Source organism: Cryomorphaceae bacterium, assembly GCA_007695365.1.
Classification (GTDB): Bacteria; Bacteroidota; Bacteroidia; order Flavobacteriales_D; family SKUL01; genus SKUL01.
Genome location: REDV01000130.1, coordinates 1 through 22416 on the forward strand (window position 1 = coordinate 1; position 22416 = coordinate 22416).

Consider the following 22416-nt stretch of genomic DNA (forward strand, 5'->3'; position numbering starts at 1 on the left):
GATGTTCTGCCACTTTTCCCGGCACTCCTGGAATCGCTCCACGCGGTTTTCGGGAGTGCCCCATATGTGGCCCAGAAGGGCAGCGCCGCTAAAACCGAGGTCAGCAATTTCCTGAAATTTTTTCGGTTGAACCCCTCCCATGGCATACACCCTGTGCGGACATTGCTTCATGGTGTGCATCAAGCCACGGCTGTTAAAGTTGGCTGACAGGTTGTTCACAGTGATGCTGTCGTAAATAGGGCTGAGAAAAACGTAGTTGTAGGGGTTTCGGTCGCTCAGTAAATCACCAAGCTTATGACAACTGCGGGTAATAATCAGGTTGGGGTAGCGAAACCTATACCACATGATTTTGAGCCGCAGCCTGAAAGGCTTTTTGCGGTGCTTCTTGGAGATGTGTATGCCTCCCAGTTCATATCTGAAGGCGTAGTCATGATTGCTGTGAATAACAATGCGCTTTCGGTATTGGTGAGGAATCTGCTCAATCAGTTCCTGCAAGTATTTTTTGGAAACCCCGGGTTTGCGAAGGTGAAAGCGCTCCAGTCCTGCTTCAAACATCTTGATGATGTCCACTATTTCCCCTTCTTTTTTTCTGGGACTCGAAACCAATACCAACTCCATGGGCTAGAAAGCAGCTTTGAGCGCGCACACCATGTCGCGGATAATAAAAGGGTCTTTTTCGGCGGCGGTACCCACCACGGCCATGTCTGCGCCGGCTTCATAACGTGCAAGTAATTCCTCGGGGGTGCTGATTCCACCGCCGACTACCAGAGGAACGGATACTTGAGCTTTAACAGCGGCAATCATCGCCGCTGTAACGGCATGTTCGGCGCCGCTTCCTCCGTCCAGGTAAATCAGTCGCTGCCCAAGCATTTCACCGGCCATGGCAGTGGTAGCGGCAATTTCGGGCTTATTGTGAGGAATGGGCGCTGTGTTGCTCACGTAACTGGCAGTGGTGGGGCGTCCGCTATCCACAATCATATATCCGGTGGGAATCACCTCCAGTCCAGCTGCTTTCACTAAGGGTGCAGCAAGCACCTGCTGGCCGATAAGAAACTCAGGATTTCGCCCGGAAATCAGAGAAGTAAACAAAATGGCATCAGCGAGCGGGCTCACCTGCATGGCACTGCCGGGGAAAAGTATCACCGGAATGTGGGTGCATTGCCGGATGATTTTAAGCCCCTGCTCGAAATAAGCACCGGTCATCAGGCTTCCACCGTATAGTATAAGGTCAGCTCCCGAAGCGTGAACAATGCCCACTGTTTCCCTGAGTTGTTTTTCATCGTGAAGATGATCAGGGTCGAGCAACACGGCCAGCAATTTGCGACCTTCTTTGGCAGATGATAAGATGTCTTGATAAACTGACACGGCCCAAAGTTAGGATTTTAACAAAGGTACGCTAAGTAGCAGTTACCGATTTCGTGCCACCTCAGTACCATGGTGTGCGTTTGACCTTGGTGAGACGCTGTGGCAGAAACCTCGGTATCACACACAATATCAAATGGATGAATGATTATTTGTGTGCCAAAAGCCAGGTCGCTTCCAAAGTGCTTGAAAATGGCCTCTTTCATCGCCCAGATCAGGTTGAGGTACAAAAGCCGGTGGTGGTTATTGATGAAATCGTATTCATCGCGGTGAAGAAATTTGTCTGCGAGGCGCGTCATGCGGTCTTCTCGCTGCTGAATATCCACACCGCAATAACCAGCGCGACAAAGCTGCACAGCGGCATAGCGGTCTGAATGACTCAGGCTGATAAGTCGCCTGTCGTTGGCTAAATGGGGTTTGCCATGCTCGTTGTAGGCAATGAAAGGAGAGGAGTTCTGCTCGATGCTTTGCAGGAGGCAGCGCGTAGCCATCCACTGAAGCGAGCGTTTGCGTGTTTTGAAACCGGATAAACGGGTGATTTCGTCCGTGCTCAGTTGCACGGCCTCCATGAAATCATCAAGGTCTTCGGTAATTTCCCAAACGGCTGTTAGCCCGTGTGAAGTATGGAAAGTATGTGCTAAGGGCAAGGCGCGAACTATTCAGGTGGGTGGTTGTTTAACCCGCGGTATTTGGCTACTTTTGCAACCTCAATAATAAGATTATGAACAACACAGAAACCCAGAAACTGCCCTACAAAGTTAAGGATATTGCACTTGCCGAATGGGGGAGAAAAGAAATAAAGCTCGCCGAAATTGAAATGCCCGGCCTGATGGCATTGAGAGAAGAGTTTGGAGCTTCCCAGCCCCTCAAAGGTGCTCGAATCGCCGGATGTCTGCACATGACCATTCAAACAGCCGTGCTCATTGAAACCCTCGTGGCACTCGGAGCCAAAGTGCAGTGGTCTTCGTGCAATATTTTCTCTACCCAGGATCACGCAGCAGCAGCCATTGCAGCTACCGGCGTTCCTGTGTACGCGTGGAAAGGAATGACCGAAGAAGAGTACGACTGGTGCATTATGCAAACCCTGTTCTTTGGACCCGACAATTCAGAGCCGCTGAACATGATTCTTGACGACGGCGGAGATCTTACCAATATTGTACTCGACAAATTCCCGGAACTGGCTGCCGGTATCCGCGGAATTTCTGAAGAAACCACCACCGGAGTTCACCGCTTGTACGAGCGTCAGATCAAAGGAACCTTGCCCATGCCGGCCATCAACGTAAACGATTCGGTGACCAAATCGAAATTCGACAATAAATACGGATGCCAGGAATCATTGGTAGATGCCATTCGCCGCGCTACCGATCTGATGCTTGCCGGCAAGACAGCCGTAGTTGCCGGATACGGAGATGTAGGAAAAGGCTCGGCTGCTTCCTTGCGCAACGCTGGCGTGCGCGTAACAGTATCGGAAATTGATCCGATTTGTGCGCTTCAGGCAAGCATGGACGGCTATGCCGTGCGTAAAATGGTGAATGCTGTAAAGGAGGCCGACATCGTGGTGACGGCCACCGGAAACAAGGATATCATCCGCGAAGAGCACTTCCGGGCGATGAAACCAAACGCTTTGCTTTGCAATATTGGCCACTTTGATAACGAAATTGACATGAAGTGGCTCAATGAAAACTACGGTTCAAGCAAGGATGAAATTAAGCCACAGGTTGATAAGTACACCATCGACGGCAAAGACATTATAGTACTGGCCGAGGGTCGCCTGGTGAACCTGGGTTGTGCTACAGGTCACCCTTCCTTTGTTATGTCAAATTCATTTACCAATCAAACGCTGGCACAAATCGAGCTGTGGAACAATGCGGGCGATTACAAAAACGAAGTGTACGTGCTTCCCAAGCACCTCGACGAAAAGGTAGCCCGTTTGCACCTCGCGAAACTCGGTGTGGAACTCGAAACCCTCTCGCCCGAGCAGGCCGATTACATTGGTGTGCCTGTTGAAGGCCCATACAAAAGTGATAGCTACAGGTACTAGCAGTGCCACACTAACAGACAAAAAAACCGGCCTGAATGAAGCCGGTTTTTTTTTTGGAGTCTTTTAGATCTATATCTGGGCGGAGGCCAGCATGTGGGAATGCTGCACTAAAGGCAATTATCACAAAGTCCTCAGCCATAAATGTAGCTGCATGGTTGCCATCGAGTGTCCCTAAAATCACCCGCTGATCTTGACTGAAGGAGCCAATCTTACGCTGCCTGGCAGAATCAGATTTCTTGCATCCAATAGGGAGCACCAGGAGTTAACCCATGCTGAGCTTAACAATCCGTTTGATTTATCTCATTGCATTACTGTTTAATGGATTAGTTTGTAAGAGCAATGAAAAAAATGAGAACGCAAAATAAATTTCAATAAATTAACAAGGGAAAGAGATTGCAGGTATTCTGCAAGTGCACAGTTTAGGTGATCGTTATCAATTGAAAACCCTGAGCTGGTTGGTTACACCGTTATATCCGGTGCGGTAGCGGGCCAGTACGGCGGGTGCTTCTCCTGAGATGGGTGTGCCGTCGTAAATAGAGAACACTGAGCTGCAGCACTCGCAGTTAGCGGTGATGGCGGTTTCCTCATCTATGGTAATGCGGCAAAATTCATCTACCTGATAGGTGCAATGCCGGTCAAAGGCTACAAATTCGTCCATGTTACGGCGATAAATGATAATGCCCATTGAACCACCGGATATATGAATGGAGCCACCGGGTGCGGCAAGGGGAGCAAACTCCGGCAAGTCAAGAAAAAGCGTGACATCCACAAAAACCAGGGGAACGATGCTGTTCTGATTGCGGCAGGAGTGGCTACTTGCGATAAGTACCAGCACAAAAACGATTCGGGTAAAATGTCTTAACATTGTAGGTGCGTTAGCAGAAAGTTGTTTCTAAAACGAGGAAAGGATGGCAAAGTTGTTCAATTTTTTGTTGCTGTTATTGATTTTTTCGATGCCGCTTTCAGCGTTTGCCCAGAAGCAGAAGTCGGTAAAAAAGATGCAACAGGAACATTTTGACCGGCAAGAGGAGCAAAAGAAAAAGGCCGCAGAGGCAGAAAAAAAGGCCCTCGAGCGCCATCAGGAGATTCAGACGAAAAAGACAAGAAAGCGCATGAAGCAGTCCGAAAAACGCTCAAAACGGCTCCGGGACAACCGAAAAGAGCCGTTCCTCAAAAGATGGTTCACCAAGAAGAGGCGTTAGACATGTAAAAGAATGCTGAATTCTGGTTGTAATTTCTTTTTGCCCCGGCTGCTAATGGTCTATCTTTGAGAAAAGACAGGAGTTGAGACTTGTCTTAGAAATACTCGAAACGAAGAAAATTGACGCGTTAAAATGGATATGAGCCAAAATAACATTTTGTTAATCCGAATGATTTTTCTCTATCTTAGCGCCTCATTGTTGCGAACAAGGATACTTAATCAAAATCTACATCTATGATCAGAAATTTATGTCTGATAGTTTTCGGTCTTTTCATAACTCAAGTGGCTGTATCTCAGATCGGTACTGGTGAGATTCGTGGTAAGATTACCGACAAGGAGACAGGCGAAGCGCTACCATTTGTTAGTGTGGTAGTTTTGCGCGGAGATGCGCAGGTGAGCGGTGCAACCACGGATATAAATGGTGTTTATAGCATCAAACCGCTTACGCCGGGGCAGTATGATCTGGCTGTGAGTTTTGTTGGATACAAGCCTGTAAAGGTTACCGGCGTGATTGTAAACGCCGGTCGTTTCATTGAAAAACGAGTTCAACTCGAATCCACCGCCATTGATATAACCGAATTTGAGGTGATAGAATATACGGTACCACTTATCGACAAGGATGCGGGTTCAACCAAGCAGGTAATTACCCGTGAGGAGATCGCTCAGATGGCTCCTCGTTCGGCGGTGGAAATTGCGGCTACCACTGGAGGGGTCCAAACCTCTGCTGACGGACAGATCAGCGTGCGTGGTGCGCGTGAAGAAAACACCTGGTACTACATAGATGGTGTAAAAGTTCGCGGAACTACCCGTCTGCCCAAGGCAGCCATCCAGGAAGTATCGGTGATGACAGGAGGTATTCCGGCCAATTTTGGTGACGTAACCGGAGGGGTGATCTCCGTAACCACCCGTGGTGCAACCAATACTTGGTTTGGTAGTGTGGACGTGCTTTCTTCGGGTATCCGCGCAGGTGGTCAAAACATCGGACTCGATCCTTATGCAGCTAACCAGGTTGAAGGAGTTGTGTCAGGTCCATTGCTGTTCAGAAAAGACAGTCTCGGTAACCGCGATCGCTCCATCGTGGGCTTCTTCCTCTCAGGGAACTACCAAAATACCCAGGATACAAGACCTTCAATAGTAGGTAATGCATACCTTACCGATGAGGCGCGCCAAAGGCTGGTTGATGATCCGATGAGGTTTTCATTTACGGACGAATCGGTTGGAGCCGAAGAGGGGATAATGATTATTGATGGGACTCCTACTCCTGGAACACAGTTCGTAAACCCCGGTACACTTGGTATCTACAACTCCTTTTTCCTTCGTCCGGATGATTGGGTGATTGATGATTCAAGAAGAAATTCGAGCATTCAGGGTATTAACCTGAGTGGCCGTTTGGACTTTGCTACATCCAAGCTGGTGGACATTGCCATCGGAGGTCGTTTTGATTTTACCGATAACAACCTATACAACTTCAACGGATCTCTTGCCAACTACCAGAATAATGGTGTTCAACAATCTCTTTCTTATACCGTTTGGGGGCGCTATACTCAGCGATTTAAAACGTCCGATGACTCTGGCATCAAGAACGCGTTTTACTCGATTCAGGCAGACTACATACAGCGTGATATCAGCTCGTTTGACAGGAATCACCGCGACAATGTGTTCAATTACGGTTATGTAGGTCGCTTCGAGGAAACCCGTGTTCCCAACTACAGTTTCACCGATACACTGGCCAATGGGGTTTTTGTGCACGATGGCTTTCGTCCTATTGGAGTAGAATATCAGGCAAGTGATGTAAACGGCGACCTTGCCGCTGTAACCAGTTCGCTTTTCGATTTTTATCAGGCAAATGGATTGAACCCAAATAGTTTGAGTGAAATTCGCGCAGCCAATGGACTGCTGAATGGAGATCCTGTGCCCAGTATCTACGGTATCTGGAACGGTATTGGTGCTCCGTTTAACAACTACTCTTTCTTCAATCAAAGCCAGTTTCGTGTAATGGCGAATGGATCGGTGGATATTGGCGGTCACGCCATATCCCTGGGCGCAGAATTTGAGCAGCTCACAGAGCGCGGTTACAACCTTGCTCCCGGAGCACTCTGGACCATTGGGCGTCAGCGAACCAACTTCCACATTGATGAGATTGATTACGACAACCTGATCTCTCAAGAGCAGGTTCAGGGTCAATGGTACTATACATATGGTCGTCAGATTGGAAGCGACCAGTCGTTTTTTGACGCCAACCTCCGCGAAATGCTCGGCTTGCCCATGAACGGCTCTGACTTCATCAATCTGGATGCAATCGACCCTTCAATGCTGAGCCTCGATATGTTCAGCGCAGATGAGCTTTTCAACCAGGGGCAGTCGCTTGTGAACTACTGGGGATATGACCACACAGGAAAAATTCAACGTGGGCGACCCAGCTTTGACGACTTCTTCAACAAGCGCGACGAATTCGGAAACTTTACCCGGGAGGTAGGAGCTTTTCAGCCAATCTATGCTGCGGGTTATATCATGGACAAGTTTGCCTTCGATGACATCGTGTTTAACGTGGGTGTGCGAATAGACCGTTTTGACGCCAATCAGTTTGTACTGAAAGACGAGTACATTGTTGGTGAGCACTACACCGTAGGCAACAACCCTTTGTTTTCCGACCACCCGTCAAACATTGGTGAGAACTACGCAATTTATGTAGATCGCTTCGACAATCCTACCGAGGTTATCGGTTACCGTAACGGAGATTTCTGGTACAACTCTCAAGGGGTATTGATCAACGATCCGGGTGTACTTCGAACTACTACGGGAATCACACCTTTCCTTGTGAACCCCGATGAAACCGGAGAGAACCTGAGCAGCCGCGCATTTGAGCGTTACACGCCCCAGGTAAATGTGATGCCTCGTATCTCTTTCTCGTTCCCTATCTCTGACGAAGCAACTTTCTTTGCACACTACGACATTCTCACGCAGCGTCCCATCGGGCAAAACCGTTTGAACCCTATTGACTACCTGTTTATTGAGAACAGAACGCAGAACATTATTACCAACCCCAACCTGCGACCAACCTCTACCATTGACTACGAGTTGGGTTTCCAGCAGGTATTGACCAAATCGTCAGCGTTGAAAATTTCGGCCTTCTACCGTGAAGTGCGAAACGAGATCAACATCCGTGCACTTGTAGAGGCTTACCCACAGCAGTACCTCAGCTACTCTAACATTGACTTCGGTACCATTAAAGGTCTCACGCTTACGTATGACCTGCGCCGTACCGGAAATCTTTCAATCCGCGCCAACTACACCCTGCAATTTGCTTCTGCCACAGGTTCTAACGCCAACTCCGGTATCAACCTCGCCAACTCCGGAGAACCTGCGTTGCGCGTAATCAACCCAACCGACCGCGACCAGCGCCATGTGTTCATTCTGGCTGCTGACTACCGCTATAAGCGAGGAAAAGATTACAACGGTCCTGTGATTGGTGGTAACCAGATTCTGGCCGATGCCGGTGTGAACATTGTAGCAAATCTCGGTACAGGTACGCCTTACAGCCAGCAGCAGGCAGCCAATGGTGCGGCCGGTATCGGAAGCCTCGGTGGAGCAACCAGTCTTCGTGGCCAGATTAATGGGTCTCGCATGCCATCGCAGTTCACCATTAATGCGCAGTTCGATAAGAGCTTTAACCTTACCTTGAAGAAGGGCGAAGAAGGAGAGCGTGACCGCACGGCCAACCTAAACGTTTATCTGCTGATTAACAACCTTCTCAATACACAAAACATCATCGGAGTTTACCGCTTTACCGGTAACCCCGACGACGACGGATTCCTGACTGCAGCTCAATTCCAGCCGCAGATTATGGATGTAGAAGATGAAACAAGTTTCCGCGAGCTGTACTCTTTGAAAGCCAATACTCCCTTTCACTGGGGATTGGCCCGAACCATCCAGCTCGGAGTTCGATTTGACTTTTAATTATGCAATCAAGTACCACAACCATGATAAGAACAGTAAGACTATTTTCAGCTTTTGTTTGTACAGCACTGGTTTGCACCGTGGCCTCAGCAAAAGGGCCTGATAATGCTAAGAACAACGCTGGGAAGAGTGATGGAGGATCCAAAGCAGCCGGCTGTGCCCCTGCAGTAAGGATTACAGAGATGGCTTTCAATAACGTGCGAACGTTGATTGAGGTACCCGGCTTTAAGTGGATGGACCGTCCGCGGGGGCAGGCAGCCTATTTTGTGCCTCGACCACCCGACGATGAGCGCGGGCCATCATCCATCTTTGCAGGAGCACTGTGGATGGGAGGTGTAGACCCTGCCGGTAACCTCAAACTCGCCGGAATGCAGTTCCGTCAGCGCGGTAACGACTACTGGGGAGGTCCCCTAACCACCGACGGTTCGGCAAGTATTATCCCGAGCGAATGTGCCAGGTACGACCGGCACTTCTACATCACCCGCGAAATGGTTGAGTTGCACCGGCTCTATTTTCAGCGTGTGGCTTTTGATGCGGAAAATGGTACCAGCACGGTACTTGACCCCCCTTTCGATGAGCAGCCTTACTCTATTCCTGAAGAGATTATGACATGGCCGGCACATGGTGACGTAGGACTCGGACAGGACTTTTACCTCGCCCCATTTGAAGACAACCCATTTGGTGGAGGAACCCCCGGTTTGTATGAACCCGAATTGGGTGACTACCCCTGGTACGATTTGGATCAAACCGAAGACGACTGTCTGAACCGTAACCGAACTGCACCCATTCCGCTCTTCGGAGACCAGACGCTATGGTGGGTTTTCAATGACAAAGGAAACATCCACACCGAAACCCAGGGTCAGCCTATCGGTATGGAGATTAAAGGACAGGCATTTGCCTTTAACACCCAGGATGAGATCAACAACTTCACCTTTTACAACTACACCCTCATTAACAGAGGTACGCAAACCCTGAACAATACATGGTTCGGTCAGTGGGTGGATCCCGACCTCGGAAACTCCGAAGATGATTACGTGGGTTGTGATGTACAGCGTGGATTGGGTTACTGTTACAATGGTAACAACAACGATGAAGACAACCAGGGAGCCATCGGATACGGTATTCAACCGCCTGCTGTAGGGGTTGACTTTTTTGAAGGACCCTACCAAGACTCCGATGGCATTGACAACCCCGGTCCCAATGCCGACAGTCTGCAGGCTTTTATTCCTTGCAATCAGGCAGCAGCTGGAATTGGAATTCCTTATGCCGGCCTCGGGATTGGTTATGGCGATGGAATTGTGGATAATGAGCGTTATGGAATGCGCCGTTTCGTATATCACAACCGATCAACGGGTCCGTTGGCAACACGTGACCCGCAAGTTGCTGAACACTACTACAATTACCTCAGAGGTATTTGGCGTGATGGAACACCGCTGACCTTTGGTGGTACAGGTTACAACCCTAATGACCCCAACGCGCTTACCTCTCAATACATGTTTCCCGGTGACAGTGACCCCGTTCATTGGGGTACAGGTTGTATAGATCCCGGCAACAATAACTGGACAGAAGAAGGTGAGAATAACGCCCCCGGAGACCGACGTTTCATTCAGTCTGCCGGACCCTTCACGCTGACTCCCGGTGATTACAACAATATCACCGTAGGGGTATGCTGGGCGCGAGCCACCAGTGGAGGTCCATTTGCCTCAGTGCAGCTTTTGCGCCGTGTGAATGACAAGGCTCAAGCATTGTTTGACAACTGCTTCCGAATCCTCGACGGACCGGATGCACCGGATCTTACCTGGCAGGAGCTCGACCGTGAGCTTATCCTCTACATAGACAACTCGATCCCCACATCCAATAACTACCGTGAGTTGTACGAAGAGTTTGATCCTACCATTCCGCCCTTTTCTGTTGAACTGGATGAAGACGGTCAGGAAATACCGGGAAGCGCTACCCCCAATGATCGTTATTACCGATTCCAGGGGTACAAGATATTTCAGTTGCGCAATGAGACCGTGGACGTATCAGATATTGACGATCCACAGCTTGCACGAGAGATTTTCCAGGTGGATATTCGCGACAACATCGACAAACTGATCAACTACGAACTTGATCCCATCATGGAGTTGCCTGTACCGCAGCTGATGGTGAATGGAGCCAATGAAGGTATTAAGCACTCTTTCCGTGTGACGCGTGATGCTTTTGCCTCCGGGGATGACCGACTGATTAATTTCAAACGTTACTACTTTGTGGCCATCGCCTACGGAAGTAATAAGTTTGAGACTTTTGACCCGAATCAGGGAACAGGTCAGGATACCGAATACCTCGCAGGTCGTAAGGCTGCTGTAGGTGGTATTCTCCCGATAACAGCCATTCCCCACATTCCCACGCCTACAAGCGGCGGAACTGTAGTTAATGCACCATATGGTACCAATTTCTCAATAACTCGTGTAGAGGGAGAAGGTAACGGGCGTAACATTCTTAGAATGACCCGTAAATCGGAGGAAGAAATCATGGCAGGTGAGCCGTGGCGTGTAGAAAAACTGACCTACGAACGCAATGGTGCACCCCTGAAAATAAAGGTGGTTGATCCCTTGAATGTGCGTCCCGGAAACTTCGAACTTCGTTTATTCAATGATTTCGATACCATTGTGGGAGGAGTACCGCAGTATACTTCTGTATTGGACTCAGCCCGATGGGTACTTGTGAATAAAGACAATGGAGATGAGATCTTCTCTCGACGGGGAATCGAGTTCCAAACCGAGCAAATCATCCCTGATTACGGAATCTCTATCGAGATTGAGCAGTACGAATACGATGTGAATCCAGATGGTGAGGCACGTGCCGACCTGCTTACGTGGGATGTGAGTTTCCAGAGCAACTTGCCGTGGCTCTCAGGTATCCCCGATCAAGATGGCTTTAATCTCCAGAACTGGATTATGTCGGGTACTTCCGAAGAGGATTTTGACACCGACGTTTACGGTGGTCCACCTTGTCATAGACTACTGGATGGAAACGGAAATCAGATATCAGGAGGACCTATAGACCCAGGATACTTCGACGATCTGGCTACCGTTGACGGTGAGCGTATTTTCGACGGAATTTTCAACGGTCAAATTGCCCCCTTCCGTCTGGTGCGTGCATACGACTGTGGTCCATCACCACTTACACGCGCCTCTAAAGGAGCTGAAGCAGGCCCCCCCACCCAAAAACAATCCCTCACAGATCTAGTGAGTGTGGATATCGTATTCACACCCAACAAAGACCTCTGGACAAGGGTGCCTGTTCTCGAAATGCAGTCAAATACTGCATTGGCTGAAGGTGGCGCACCCAAGCTTACTACAAGACGTTCCCCATCGGTGGATAAGAACGGAAACCCAACCCCGGCCGGCGTAACCCAGCCAAGTGATAACCCCGATGATCCTAACTTTATCCATGCAGAGGGTATGGGCTGGTTCCCCGGATATGCCATTGATGTGGAGAGCGGTGAGCGCCTGAACATGGCCTTTGGTGAAGATTCTTTCCTCGCTGCCGACAACGGTCGCGACATGCTTTGGAATCCCAGCGATAGAATCTTTGGTTTCCCCGGTGGTGAAGAAATCTTTGGTGGGCAGCACTACATTTACGTCTTTAGAAACGCAAGGAAGATTTCTGAGTCGAACAACACCATGCCGATGTACGACTATGGAAAGTACTTGCGCGACAATGTGAACACCACTTCACCTCCGCCATTGTACCGCCAGTTCTGGAGAAACTGTAACTGGATCATGGCTCCTCTTGCTACGGGCCTCACCAGCGTTCAGGAAGGTATTATTCCGGCAGAAGCCCGCCTGAGAGTTCGTGTTGCAAAGCCGTATAAGAAGTATGCTCCGCTTACAGACCTGGGGCAGATTGACTACGCGGCTGTAGGTTCTGTGTTGAATCCCATTAATCCGAACCTCCTTGAGCAAAGCCAGAATGACTGGTTCCCGATGTACGAGTTCAGCATTAATGCAGAGCAAACCATCAACAACGATGCGGAAGTACTCGAAGATGCCCTCGCGCTGATTAATGTGGTGCCGAACCCTTACCACGCATTCAACGCCTATGAGCGGACACGACTCCAAAACCTGGTGAAATTTGTGAACCTTCCTCAGGAGTGTACCATCAAAATTTACAACCTGAGCGGAACTTTGATCCGAACACTAGGTAAGGATAACCCACAAACCTTCCTGGATTGGGATATACGCAACGAAGCGCGTATTCCGGTTGCCAGCGGTGTGTACATTGTGCACGTAGATGTGCCCGGTGTGGGTGAGAAGGTTCTGAAGTGGTTCTGTGTGATGCGACCAACAGATTTGACCAATTTCTAATTTGACACTATAACCAGATACAACCGAGATGAGAATTCAGCTGAGATATGTAGCAGCATCCCTTGCGATGTTGATGTTCACTCCCGGACTTTTTGCGGGTAACGAAGACCGTGCAGGTTCTGCCGGTGCGGGTTACCTGTTGGTAAATCCCTGGGCCCGCGGTACGGGAACAGCCGGAGCACTGATGGCACGTGCCGAAGGTGTGGAGTCGGCTTACCTGAATATTGCCGGGATGAACTTCATCAACAAAACGGAGGTGGCTTTCACCCAAACCATGTACCTGCAGGGTACGGGTATCAACATCAATGCTCTGGGGCTCGCCCAGCGTATCAATGAGTCCAGTGTAATCGGGCTTACGGTGACCAACTGGAATTTCGGTAGAATTGAGCGTACCACCACCGAACTACCCGAAGGTGATGGTTCGTTCTTTTCACCCAACGTACTGGTAATCGGAGCACATTATTCGCGTGCTTTCTCGAACAGTATCTACGGGGGAATTACCGTGAATATCCTGAATGAGTCAACCGCTGAAATTCGCTCCACCGGAGTGGCCTTCGACGCGGGTATCAAGTACGTAACCGGTGAAAACGACCGTGTGAAAATTGGTATTACCCTCAAAAACGTTGGTCCTGAAATGACCTATCAGGGTGATGGTCTGTCATTTCAAGGCCAGGACCCTCTTATAGGAACTACCCTTACCGTAGAGCACCGATCTGCTCGTAATGAGTTACCTTCACTGGTAGCGCTTGGAGCTACCTATGATTTCCTGCTAGGAGCCAATCACCGCCTTACCCCGGGATTCACCTTCATCGCCAACTCCTTTACTAAAGACAACTTTTTGTTGGGTCTGGAGTACGGTTTCCGAGAGCTCTTCATCCTTCGCGGTGGTTACCACTACGAAACCGGCATTACCAACGATGCCGATCGTATGACTGTTCTCACAGGTCCCCACGCAGGTTTGAGCGTAAAGGCTCCACTTGGTAAAGGTGGTTCAAACATTTCTTTTGATTACAGTTATCGCTTCACAAGCCCATTTGGTGGCATACACGCCATTGGCGTAGTAATGGGCCTGGGTGGTTCAAGAGACTAAGCGAACATATTTCATTTAATTGTACCTTTGCGTACAGAGAAAGCCCCTACTGTGGGGTTTTCTCTTTTTTGTGTTGAATTCAATACCACACTACCATGTCTGATATCAGATACTACACCGAAGAGGGATTGCAGAAACTCAAGGAAGAGTTGCATCAACTTCGTACGGTTGAACGGCCGAAAATATCTCAGCAGATTGCCGACGCCCGTGATAAAGGCGACTTGTCTGAAAATGCTGAATACGACGCGGCAAAGGAAGCTCAAGGACACCTCGAAGCCAAGATTGCCAAAATGGAAGAACTTGTAGCCAATGCCCGATTGATTGACGAATCGCAGATCGACAATAGCAAAGCCTTCATTCTTTCCAAGGTAAAAATTAAAAACCTCGGCAACAATGCCGTACTCGAATATACCCTTGTGGCTGAGAATGAAGCCAACCTGGCGGCCAAGAAGATTTCGGTTGATTCGCCCATCGGCAAAAGCCTGCTCGGTAAAGCCGTAGGTGATGTGGTAGAAGTAAAGATTCCCGCCGGAGTTGCGAAATTTGAAATCGTCGAAATCTCACGCTGAGATGGCTAGCATTTTCACCAAAATCATCAACCGTGAAATTCCCGGTTATATTGTAGCCGAGAATGATGATTTCATTGCCTTTCTCGATGTGTTTCCGCTAGCCAAAGGCCACACTCTTGTGGTGCCAAAAAAAGAAGTGGATTACATCTTTGATCTTGAAGACGACCTGCTCTCCGGGTTGCATTTATTTGCCAGGAAAGTGGCAATCCAAATTGAGAAAGCCGTGCCGTGCAAACGCATAGGCATGGCGGTGATTGGCCTCGAAGTGCCCCATACACACATCCACCTTTTGCCACTTCAGTCGGTGGAAGACATCAACTTTGCCCGACCAAAGCTCAAATTTTCGGAGCAGGAAATGGAAGAAGTAGCGCGCGCCATCAGAGAGGCCTGATCCCCTTATTGTGTAATTTCTTTCCCCTCCCATCCTGAATCGGCAACACGAAATTCGGGTATGCAGTTTCGTATGGATGTATTGTGGTTTAGGCACAGAATTTGTGCGTTTTACATCCGCTGAACCAGGTTTCAGCAGATTAAACAACGTTCTTCATATTATTCACTAAAAAACACAAGCATGAGAATAGCCTCAGAACTATTGTCAGCTTTTGTTTGTATGGCCCTGGTTTGCAGCACGGCTACAATTTTTGGCCAATCAGGCCAAGAGGAGAATCCCGGTAAAAACAATCATCCGCGCTCTGCGGGATGTGCCCCGGCGGTTCAGATTACCGAAATGGCATTCAACAATGTCCGCGCACTCATCGAGGTTCCGGGCACCATGTGGCTCGACCGGCCGCGCGGAACGTCAGCCTATTTTGTGCCCAAACCACCCGATGGCGAAAGAGGTCCTACGGCCTTGTCGTCAGGCTCGCTTTGGTTGGGTGGAGTAGATGCCGGCGGAAACCTCAAACTCGCCGCTATGCTACAGCGCCAAAGGGGTAACGACTACTGGGCAGGGCCGCTCACTACCGACGGCTCAGCCACTATTCTTCCCGGTGAATGCGTTAAATACGACAGGCATTTTTACATCAGTCGCCAAATGGTTGAGCTGCACCGCCTGTACTTTCAGCGGCTCGCCTATGACCAGGAGCACGGCACCGAAACCGTAAACGATCCGCCCTTTCACGAAGAACCCTATCAAATTCCCGAAGAAATTCTCAACTGGCCCGCCCACGGCGACGTCGGGCTGGGACAGGATTTTTACCTCGCTCCATTTATAGACAACCCCGACGGTACAGGAACCGCGGGCTTGTACGAGCCGGAATTGGGCGATTACCCCTGGTACGACCTCGAGCAAAGCGAAGAGGATTGTCTCAACCGCAACCGCACTTCCCCCATACCGCTCTATGGCGACCATACCCTATGGTGGGTGTTTAATGACAAGGGAAACATCCACACAGAAAGCGAGGGGCAGCCCATCGGGATGGAAATCAGGGCGCAGGCCTTTGCTTTTAACACACTCGACGAGATTAATAATTTCACTTTCTACAACTACACGTTGGTAAATCGCAGCACGCAAACTTTATACAATACATGGTTTGCCAAATGGGTGAACCCAGCACTCGGAAACCCTGATGACGATTATATAGGTTGCGATGTGCAGCGTGGAATGGGCTATTGTTACAACGGCAACAACAACGACGAAGACAACGCCGGAAACATTGGTTATGGAGTACAACCCCCAGCTGTTGGAATTGATTTCTTTGAAGGCCCTTACCAGGATGCCGACGGCACAGATAACCCGGGCCCCAATAGCTTTGACCCCACAAGCGCAATACCGTGCGAAGAGGCCCTTGCAGGAGCCGGAATTCCTTATGCAGGACTCGGTATAGGTTATGGTGATGGCATTGTGGACAACGAGCGCTTTGGAATGCGTCGTTTTATCTCACACAATATTGGCACCGGTTCATCCGCCACCCAAGGCCCGGTTACGGCTGAGCATTATTACAACATGATGCGCGGACTATGGAGAGATGGTTCACCCATTTTGTTTGGTGGCTCGGGTCACGAATCGGGTGGCATACCGGCCCACTACATGTTTCCGGGAAACAGCGACCCGCTTCACTGGGGCACCGGATGTATGGATCCTCAAAATGAAAACTGGACCGAGATGACCGAAAACAATGCACCGGGTAACAGAAGGTTTATTCAGTCTGCTGGGCCGTTTACACTTGCCCCGGGAGACTACAACAACGTAACCCTTGGAGTATGTTGGGCGCGCGCCAATTCTGGAGGCCCTCTTGCATCGGTTGAGCTGCTTCGATTGGTGGATGACAAGGCGCAGGCCTTGTTCGACAATTGTTTCCGAATTCTGAATGGCCCCGATGCCCCGGAACTCACCTGTCAGGAACTTGACCGCGAAATCATTTTGTACTTAGACAATCCGGTGCCTTCTTCCAATAACTACCGGGAAATGTACAAAGAGCTCGACCCAACCATACCGGCTTTTTCATTTGAGCTCGATAGCATGGGGCAGGCAATTCCGGATAGCAAAACGCCCAACGACACGTATTACCGCTTTCAGGGATATCGGATTTTTCAGCTTCGCGATGAAAACGTGAGCGTAGCTGACCTCGGCAACCCGCAGCTTGCACGCGAAATTTTTCAGGTTGATGTGAAAGACAACGTAGATAAGCTCATCAACTACGAACTCGATCCCGACATGCTGTTGCCCGTGCCGAAACTTATGGTGCAGGGAGCTAACGAAGGTATTCGTCATTCGTTTCGCGTAACCCACGATGCTTTTGCCTCCGGTGATGACAGGCTGGTTAACTTCAAGCGCTATTACTTTGTAGCCATTGCCTATGCCAGCAACCAGTTTGCCTCATTCGATCCAATGCTCGGAACAGGGCAGAGCACAGAATACCTCGCGGGCCGCAAAAGCACTACAGGTGGAGTATTTCCCATTACCTGCATTCCGCATATTCCCTCGCCAACAGCAGGAGGAACAGTGGTGAACGCACCTTTCGGCACGCGGTTTTCGCTTACGCGGATTGAGGGCGAAGGTAACGGGGGAAACATCCTTGAGCTAACCAAAAGCTCCGAAGAAGAGATTATGGCCGGAGAGCCGTGGCGCGTTGAAAGGCTTACCTATACCCGAAATGGTTCGCCGGTGCACATCAAAGTGGTGGATCCGCTTAACGTAAGACCAGGTAATTTTGAATTACGCATGTTCAATGAGTTCAACGAAATCGTTGGAGGTGTGCCGCAATACACTTCTGTAATTGATTCTGCACGGTGGGTGTTGGTAAACAAAGACATTGGAGAAGAGATCTTCTCCCGACGAGGCATTGAGTTTCAAACAGAACAGATTATTCCCGAGTACGGGATCTCCATCGATATGCACCAATACCAATATGACGTGAACGAAGACGGAGAACCACGTGCAGATTTGTTAACCTGGGATATCAGCTTTGAAAACAACCTACCGTGGCTTTCCGGAATACCCGACACCGACGATTTTACCCTGCAAAACTGGATTATGTCGGGAACAGGTCAAGAAGTATTTGATACTGCAGCTTACGGCGGAATGCCCTGTTTCCGATTGCTCGACGCTAACGGGGTTCAGATTCCGGGTGGCCCCATTGACCCCGGGTTTTTTGATGATCTTGCCACCATTGACGGCGATCGTATCTACAACGGTATTTTCAATGGTCAAATAGCTCCGTTCAGATTGGTCCGACCTTATGATTGCGGCCCTTCGCCATTGGTCGAAGCAACAAAGCCTTCTGAGTTAATAGATCAACCGGGCGTACAGCAGTCGCTCACAGAACTTGTGAGTATAGACCTTGTGTTTACACCCAACAAAGATCTCTGGACGCGTGTCCCGGTGCTTGAAATGCAATCCAACCCTGCACTGGCCGAGGGTGGAGCGCCCAAGCTAACAACGCGCCGTTCTCCGTCAGTTGATAAGAATGGGAACCCAACTCCTGCAGGAGTTACTCAACCCAGTGATAACCCCGGGGATCCGAACTTCATTCACGCAGAAGGAATGGGGTGGTTTCCGGGTTACGCGATTGATATTGAGAGTGGAGAGCGTCTGAACATGGCCTTTGGTGAGGATTCGTTCCTGGCAGACGACAACGGTCGCGATATGCTTTGGAATCCGAGTGACCGAATCTACGGCTTCCCGGGCGGGGAAGAAATCTTCGGTGCGCAGCACTACATCTATGTGTTCAGAAACGCGAGGAAGCTTTCGGAGGCGAACAACACCATGCCGATGTACGACTACGGAAAATTCCTCCGCGAAAATCTCAATTTTACCGTGCAGCCCTTTTACCGCCGTTTGTGGAGAAACTGTAGCTGGATTATGGCTCCGCTTGCTGCGGGCTTAAAGAGCGTAGAAGAAGGGCTGGTTCCCGCCGAAGCCCGCCTGCGTATAAGGGTTGCCAAACCTTACAGGAAGTATGCGCCCCTTACTGAGCTTGGCGAGTTGAACTACGCAACTCTGGGGTCGGTGCTCAATCCGCTGAACCCGAACTTGCTCGGGCAAAGCCAAAATGACTGGTACCCGATGTATGAGTTCAGCATCGAAAGTGAACAAACCATTCACAACGATGCAGACGCGCTTGAGGAAGCTCTTGCGCTCATCAATGTGGTTCCGAACCCCTACCACGCCTTTAATGCCTACGAGCGAAATCGTGTGGAGAACCTGGTGAAGTTCGTGAACCTGCCGCAGGAGTGTACCATCAAAATCTACAACCTGAGTGGTACGCTGGTGAGAACGCTGGGCAAAGACAACCCGCAAACTTTCCTCGACTGGGATATTCGCAACGAAGCGCGTATCCCACTGGCGAGTGGGGTTTATATCATCCATGTGGATGTGCCGGGCGTCGGCGAACGCGTGCTCAAATGGTTTTGCGTGATGCGCCCCTTGGATTTGACCAGCTTTTAGGTTAGTAACGGGAGGGAAGCTGCGGCTCAGCCAATCTTCCTTCCCGGATTTTTTCCCAAAAAACTCTTCCAGCTTCCGTAGTTGGTGCCGCTTTGGGTTTGACCCCGGTTAAAATAGTGACACACCGCTGCAGCCACACCGTCGGTAGCGTCGAGATTTTTGGGCAGGGTTTTGATATCGAGCAGCGACTGCAACATGGCGGCCACCTGCTCCTTGGAGGCATTTCCGTTGCCGGTGATGGCCTGCTTGATTTTTTTGGGAGCGTACTCGGTATAGGGAATCTCACGAGCCATGGCTGCTGCGATGGCCACCCCTTGCGCGCGCCCCAGTTTGAGCATGCTCTGCACATTTTTGCCGTAAAAAGGAGCTTCAATGGCCATAGAGTCCGGCATATAGGCCTCGAGCAATTCCACCACGTGCTGCTGAATGGCGCGCAGCTTAAGACCGTGGTCGTCCAGTTTGGTGAGCGAAAAATTGCCCATGCAAACCAGTTTCATCTTGCTGCCTCTGCAGTCAATAATACCGTAGCCCAGAATGGTGGTTCCGGGGTCAATGCCGAGAATAATCTGCTCTTTTGGGGCCGTCATGCTGTGTTGCCAAAGGTAACGAATCCGCGCTCGTACCACCGTCGCGAGATTGTGCGGATTTTTCACACCTTTAGCCATGCTTTGGCACCATGTACTCATTTTCTTCCTGCTACTCACCACGCTGGGTTATGGGGTGATGCTGTTGCTGTCGGCCAGGGCTTTGCGGGTTCTTTCTGCGCAAAAAGCCCCGTGTGGTGAAATACCTGCCGTAAAAACGGGCTTCAGCATAGTCATCCCTTTTAGGAATGAAGCCACAAACCTCCCTGCGCTGCTGGCCGATTTGCAACAACAAGAGGGCTCGCTTCCACCCCACGAAGTCATTTGGGTGAACGATCACTCGGAGGATGATTCATTGACAGTACTGCAACGTTCCGCCGGCCCCGAACATCGCGTGCTGAGTTTGACGGATTCCGCCGGAAAAAAAGCCGCGCTTCGAAAGGGCATTGAGCTATCGCGGTTTCCGGGGATAATTACCCTTGACGCTGATTGCCGCCTTCAACCGGATTGGCTCAACGGGCTCGCTGCTGCCTGGTATCATCAAAACCCCGATATGTTGATTCTTCCCCTCGAATTGGCTCCGGAAAGGGGCGTGTTGCAGGCTTTTCAGCGCATAGAACACCGCGCCGTGCAAGGTCTCACTTTTGGGCTTGCAGGTATGGGCTACCCTGTTTTGTGCAACGGGGCCAACCTGGCGTTTAGCAAAGAAACTTTTCTGGAAGCCGGGGGCTACGACGACCATCTGGAGCACGCTTCGGGCGATGATGTTTTTTTGCTTCACCGCTTTAAATCGCTGGGGAAGAACATTGCAATTTGCTGGAAGAGAAGTGCCCTGGCCTTCACCAATCCAACCAATGACCTGGCTTCGTTTCTGAACCAGCGTCTGCGCTGGGCGGGCAAATCGCGCGCCTATCGGGATACCGACACCATTTCATCAGGACTTGTGCTTGTCCTTCCCTCGCTGTGTTGGTTGGCTGCGTTGATAGCGGGTGTGCACGCGGCGTGGCTTGTGGCTGTGCTTATTGCTCGTTCCATTGCCGACGTCGTGTTGATAAAAAACACCGCACCCGTAATCGGAGTAAGCCCTAATCTGTGGAAATTAGCCCTGTTTTCGGTGGTGTACATGATGTATTCACCGGTGATGGCCTTGATGAGCCTGATTGTAAAACCCACATGGAAAGGGAGAAAAGTATAAAAATTCAATCACCCGGCGGTGCACATTCGCTCGGACAGTTGGCCATGCGCAGGCTCAAACGAAACAGGCTGGCTGTAGCAGGTGTGGCTATTATTGCGCTGGCAGCCCTCATTTCTGTTCTCGGCTCGTGGCTACGACCGGATGCATCGGTGAATGCCAACGAACAAATGCTGCAGATTGCCCGGCAGAAACCCGGATTCTCTGTAGATGTAGCCCTGATTACCCGAAACACAGAGATAGAGAGTACACCCTTTTGGAGGCGTCTTTTTCTCGGCGGGAAGGTTTCGGCCACCAAGGCTTACCCTATTCACAGCTACTTTTTTGAGGACGACGAACTCGTGATAGAGGAGTACAACGGCCGCAACAAAGAAATCCGCGGAAGAGAGATGCGCTTTCATCTCGCCGATGTGGTTTGGCCGCTGGCAGATCAGGATGTTCGCACTGAAGCAGACGGAACCATCATCGCCACAGCAGTGGATGGTTCCCAACACCGGGCACTCAAAGGAGATCTGCAGGCCCAAATTGAGGCTTCCATGCTCACGCGTCGTACCTATTGGCTGGGCACAGACAAGTTTGGGCGGGATTTGCTGAGCCGGCTCATGGGTGGCACATTTGTTTCACTCAGCGTGGGTTTGATATCAGTGCTGATTTCACTCGTTATCGGCATATCGCTGGGCGCTGTGGCGGGTTATTTCCGGGGCTGGGTGGACGAGCTGATTATGTGGTTGATCAACGTGATGTGGTCGGTGCCGACCTTGCTGCTGGTGATGGCCATTACGCTGGCGCTCGGTAAGGGTTTTGTGCAGGTTTTTATCGCCGTTGGGCTTACCATGTGGGTGGAGGTTGCCCGCGTGGTTCGCGGACAGGTGATCAGCCTGCGTGAGCAGGAGTTTGTAGAAGCCGGACACGCACTTGGGTTTCGCGCACCGCGCATCATAGGACGCCATATTTTGCCCAATGTGATGGCCCCGGTTATTGTGCTGTCTGCCGCGAATTTTGCCTCGGCCATTTTGATTGAGGCCGGACTGAGCTTTCTCGGCATTGGGGCGCAGATTCCCATGCCGTCGTGGGGGCAAATGATCAAGGAGCATTACAGCTACATCACCACCGACCTTGCCTATCTGGCCGTACTGCCGGGGGTGTGCATTATGCTGTTGGTGCTGGCCTTTATGCTGGT

General features: G+C 50.4%; 16 protein-coding genes. 10 read left to right on the top strand and 6 right to left on the bottom strand.

Features of this window, described 5'->3' with window-relative positions:
- The 3 genes from EA392_13325 to EA392_13335 all read right to left on the bottom strand — a co-directional run.
- Window positions 1-618, bottom strand: a 618-nt coding sequence (locus EA392_13325; GenBank protein ID TVR37190.1) for a thiamine phosphate synthase, incomplete at its 3' end; no start/stop codon positions are given.
- Window positions 619-621: 3 nt separating this feature from the next.
- Complete coding sequence (locus EA392_13330; protein TVR37191.1) at window positions 622-1365, bottom strand: geranylgeranylglyceryl/heptaprenylglyceryl phosphate synthase; 744 nt, start codon at window positions 1363-1365, stop codon at window positions 622-624.
- 17 nt (window positions 1366-1382) lie between these two features.
- Window positions 1383-1931 (bottom strand): 4'-phosphopantetheinyl transferase superfamily protein, encoded by a 549-nt coding sequence (locus EA392_13335; GenBank protein ID TVR37192.1) that lies wholly within the window; start codon window positions 1929-1931, stop codon window positions 1383-1385.
- Between the two features lie 152 nt (window positions 1932-2083).
- Here EA392_13335 and EA392_13340 point away from each other — a divergent pair, with 152 nt between their 5' ends.
- A complete protein-coding gene (locus EA392_13340) occupies window positions 2084-3403 on the top strand; it encodes an adenosylhomocysteinase (protein ID TVR37193.1) in 1320 nt (439 codons plus the stop codon).
- 10 nt (window positions 3404-3413) lie between these two features.
- Here EA392_13340 and EA392_13345 read toward each other — a convergent pair whose 3' ends face one another.
- Complete coding sequence (locus EA392_13345) at window positions 3414-3659, bottom strand: hypothetical protein (protein TVR37194.1); 246 nt, start codon at window positions 3657-3659, stop codon at window positions 3414-3416.
- 177 nt (window positions 3660-3836) lie between these two features.
- Window positions 3837-4268 carry a hypothetical protein gene (locus EA392_13350; protein TVR37195.1) on the bottom strand — a complete coding sequence of 144 codons (432 nt, stop codon included), beginning with the start codon at window positions 4266-4268 and terminating at the stop codon, window positions 3837-3839.
- Window positions 4269-4356: 88 nt separating this feature from the next.
- Between EA392_13350 and EA392_13355 the strand changes: the two genes are divergently transcribed.
- The 7 genes from EA392_13355 to EA392_13385 all read left to right on the top strand — a co-directional run bounded on the left by EA392_13355 (window position 4357) and on the right by EA392_13385 (window position 19460).
- Window positions 4357-4605 carry a hypothetical protein gene (locus EA392_13355; protein TVR37196.1) on the top strand — a complete coding sequence of 83 codons (249 nt, stop codon included), beginning with the start codon at window positions 4357-4359 and terminating at the stop codon, window positions 4603-4605.
- Between the two features lie 233 nt (window positions 4606-4838).
- On the top strand, window positions 4839-8561 hold the full coding sequence (locus EA392_13360) for a hypothetical protein (GenBank protein TVR37197.1): 3723 nt from the start codon (window positions 4839-4841) through the stop codon (window positions 8559-8561).
- A gap of 2 nt (window positions 8562-8563) precedes the next feature.
- Window positions 8564-12913 carry a T9SS C-terminal target domain-containing protein gene (locus tag EA392_13365; protein ID TVR37198.1) on the top strand — a complete coding sequence of 1450 codons (4350 nt, stop codon included), beginning with the start codon at window positions 8564-8566 and terminating at the stop codon, window positions 12911-12913.
- Between the two features lie 28 nt (window positions 12914-12941).
- Window positions 12942-14003 carry a DUF3308 domain-containing protein gene (locus tag EA392_13370; GenBank protein ID TVR37199.1) on the top strand — a complete coding sequence of 354 codons (1062 nt, stop codon included), beginning with the start codon at window positions 12942-12944 and terminating at the stop codon, window positions 14001-14003.
- 95 nt (window positions 14004-14098) lie between these two features.
- Window positions 14099-14572 carry a transcription elongation factor GreA gene (greA, locus tag EA392_13375; protein ID TVR37200.1) on the top strand — a complete coding sequence of 158 codons (474 nt, stop codon included), beginning with the start codon at window positions 14099-14101 and terminating at the stop codon, window positions 14570-14572.
- Window position 14573: 1 nt separating this feature from the next.
- Window positions 14574-14963: an HIT family protein gene (locus EA392_13380; GenBank protein ID TVR37201.1), complete on the top strand. Its 390-nt coding sequence runs from the start codon at window positions 14574-14576 to the stop codon at window positions 14961-14963.
- 219 nt (window positions 14964-15182) lie between these two features.
- Window positions 15183-19460 carry a T9SS C-terminal target domain-containing protein gene (locus tag EA392_13385; protein ID TVR37202.1) on the top strand — a complete coding sequence of 1426 codons (4278 nt, stop codon included), beginning with the start codon at window positions 15183-15185 and terminating at the stop codon, window positions 19458-19460.
- A 26-nt stretch (window positions 19461-19486) separates the two neighbouring features.
- Here the strand turns inward: EA392_13385 and ruvC are convergent, their stop codons facing one another.
- Entirely contained in the window at window positions 19487-20047 is a 561-nt protein-coding gene (ruvC, locus tag EA392_13390) for a crossover junction endodeoxyribonuclease RuvC (protein ID TVR37203.1), read from the bottom strand.
- A 76-nt stretch (window positions 20048-20123) separates the two neighbouring features.
- Here ruvC and EA392_13395 point away from each other — a divergent pair, with 76 nt between their 5' ends.
- Window positions 20124-21239: a glycosyltransferase gene (locus EA392_13395; protein TVR37204.1), complete on the top strand. Its 1116-nt coding sequence runs from the start codon at window positions 20124-20126 to the stop codon at window positions 21237-21239.
- The coding region (locus tag EA392_13400) for an ABC transporter permease (protein ID TVR37205.1) at window positions 21218-22416 on the top strand (1199 nt) is incomplete at its 3' end. The genes EA392_13395 and EA392_13400, both read left to right, overlap by 22 nt.

Bases quoted from the DNA above. Each gene is read 5' to 3' on its own strand.
- EA392_13335 (TVR37192.1), bottom strand. From the start codon at position 1,931: ATGGAGGCCGTGCAACTGAGCACGGACGAAATCACCCGTTTATCCGGT.
- EA392_13340 (TVR37193.1), top strand. From the start codon at position 2,084: ATGAACAACACAGAAACCCAGAAACTGCCCTACAAAGTTAAGGATATT.
- EA392_13350 (TVR37195.1), bottom strand. From the start codon at position 4,268: ATGTTAAGACATTTTACCCGAATCGTTTTTGTGCTGGTACTTATCGCA.
- EA392_13355 (TVR37196.1), top strand. From the start codon at position 4,357: ATGCCGCTTTCAGCGTTTGCCCAGAAGCAGAAGTCGGTAAAAAAGATG.
- EA392_13360 (TVR37197.1), top strand. From the start codon at position 4,839: ATGATCAGAAATTTATGTCTGATAGTTTTCGGTCTTTTCATAACTCAA.
- EA392_13365 (TVR37198.1), top strand. From the start codon at position 8,564: ATGCAATCAAGTACCACAACCATGATAAGAACAGTAAGACTATTTTCA.
- EA392_13370 (TVR37199.1), top strand. From the start codon at position 12,942: ATGAGAATTCAGCTGAGATATGTAGCAGCATCCCTTGCGATGTTGATG.
- greA (TVR37200.1), top strand. From the start codon at position 14,099: ATGTCTGATATCAGATACTACACCGAAGAGGGATTGCAGAAACTCAAG.
- EA392_13380 (TVR37201.1), top strand. From the start codon at position 14,574: ATGGCTAGCATTTTCACCAAAATCATCAACCGTGAAATTCCCGGTTAT.
- EA392_13385 (TVR37202.1), top strand. From the start codon at position 15,183: ATGGCCCTGGTTTGCAGCACGGCTACAATTTTTGGCCAATCAGGCCAA.
- ruvC (TVR37203.1), bottom strand. From the start codon at position 20,047: ATGACGGCCCCAAAAGAGCAGATTATTCTCGGCATTGACCCCGGAACC.
- EA392_13395 (TVR37204.1), top strand. From the start codon at position 20,124: ATGCTTTGGCACCATGTACTCATTTTCTTCCTGCTACTCACCACGCTG.